The sequence below is a fragment of the Thiorhodococcus minor genome, from assembly GCF_010820565.1.
In the GTDB taxonomy this organism is placed as follows: Bacteria; Pseudomonadota; Gammaproteobacteria; order Chromatiales; family Chromatiaceae; genus Thiorhodococcus; species Thiorhodococcus minor.
The window spans coordinates 1-589 of record NZ_JAAIJQ010000329.1; the positions used below are offsets into that span (position 1 = coordinate 1).

Here is a 589-nt window from a genome sequence, read left to right on the forward strand (position 1 = left end):
CATCGTCAGCGAAGCGGACCATGAAGGCCCGCCCGCGCAGGCGCGGCTTGACGGTGTCCTCGAACCAGCGGTCGAGGACTTCGTGCAGGTAGAGATTCGACACCAGCGGGCTGATCACACCCCCTTGCGGGCTGCCCCGCTCGGGATGGTGGATGACCCCCTCTTCCATGACGCCGGCGTGCATCCATTTGCCCAGCACGCGACGGATCACGCCGTCACGTACCCGTTGGTCGAGAAAGGCATGCAGATGGCTTCGCTCCATGCTGTCGAAGAAGGCTTGGATGTCGAGGTCGATCACCCAGGCACCGCGCAGGTCCATGACCCCGTCCCACAAGGCTTGCAGCGCCTGGTGGGCGCTACGTCCTGGACGGAAGCCATAGGAGCCGTCCAGAAAGTCCTGCTCGTAGACCGGCTCCAGCACCATCAGCACCGCCCGTTGGAGGATCTTGTCTTCCAGAGTCGGTATGCCAATGGGCCGGGTCTTCTTCGTTCCATCCTTGGGGATGTGAACGCGTCGCACCGGTGGCGCCTGATAACGACCGCTCTTGAACCGTTCGAGCAGGTCGCTCAGGTTCTCGTGCAGCCGCGC

Annotated in this window: 1 protein-coding gene; it reads right to left on the reverse strand. The window is 63.7% G+C overall.

Going from position 1 to position 589, the window contains the following annotated elements:
- The coding region (locus tag G3446_RS27205) for a reverse transcriptase domain-containing protein (protein WP_245232851.1) at positions 1 to 589 on the reverse strand (589 nt) is incomplete at both ends.